The 401-nt window shown below is 48.9% G+C and carries 2 tRNA genes; both read right to left on the reverse strand.

Annotated features, from left to right (window positions below):
* Positions 1–105: 105 nt before the first annotated feature.
* Positions 106–181, reverse strand: a tRNA-Ala gene (locus tag Q3F21_RS27240).
* A gap of 74 nt (positions 182–255) precedes the next feature.
* A tRNA-Ile gene (locus Q3F21_RS27245) sits at positions 256–332 on the reverse strand.
* Positions 333–401 lie beyond the last annotated feature (69 nt).

Genomic DNA, 401 nt, shown 5'->3' on the forward strand with positions numbered 1-401 from the left:
CTTTAGCAGGCCTTCCTTATAAAGTTGCTTCCTGATACTCTTAAAAGCGACAAGGAATAATGTATCACATCATGCCTATCACTTTCAAGATGTATTTTTTGGAATTGGTGGAGCTGAACGGGATCGAACCGATGACCTCCTGCTTGCAAGGCAGGCGCTCTCCCAACTGAGCTACAGCCCCATGCTTTACCCAAAAGGAAAAAGCATTCGATTGGATGCTTTTCTTGTCCTCTCGGTCTATCGCCGAGGTGGTTATGGTGGGCCTAGGCTGACTCGAACAGCCGACCTCACGCTTATCAGGCGTGCGCTCTAACCAACTGAGCTATAGGCCCGTACTTCCCTGAGAACAGTAAAAGCCAAGTAGAGGGGAATGATGCTCCCTCAAAACTGAACAGCGAACG

This window comes from Brevibacillus borstelensis (genome assembly GCF_037834415.1).
GTDB classification, from domain to species: Bacteria; Bacillota; Bacilli; order Brevibacillales; family Brevibacillaceae; genus Brevibacillus; species Brevibacillus borstelensis_A.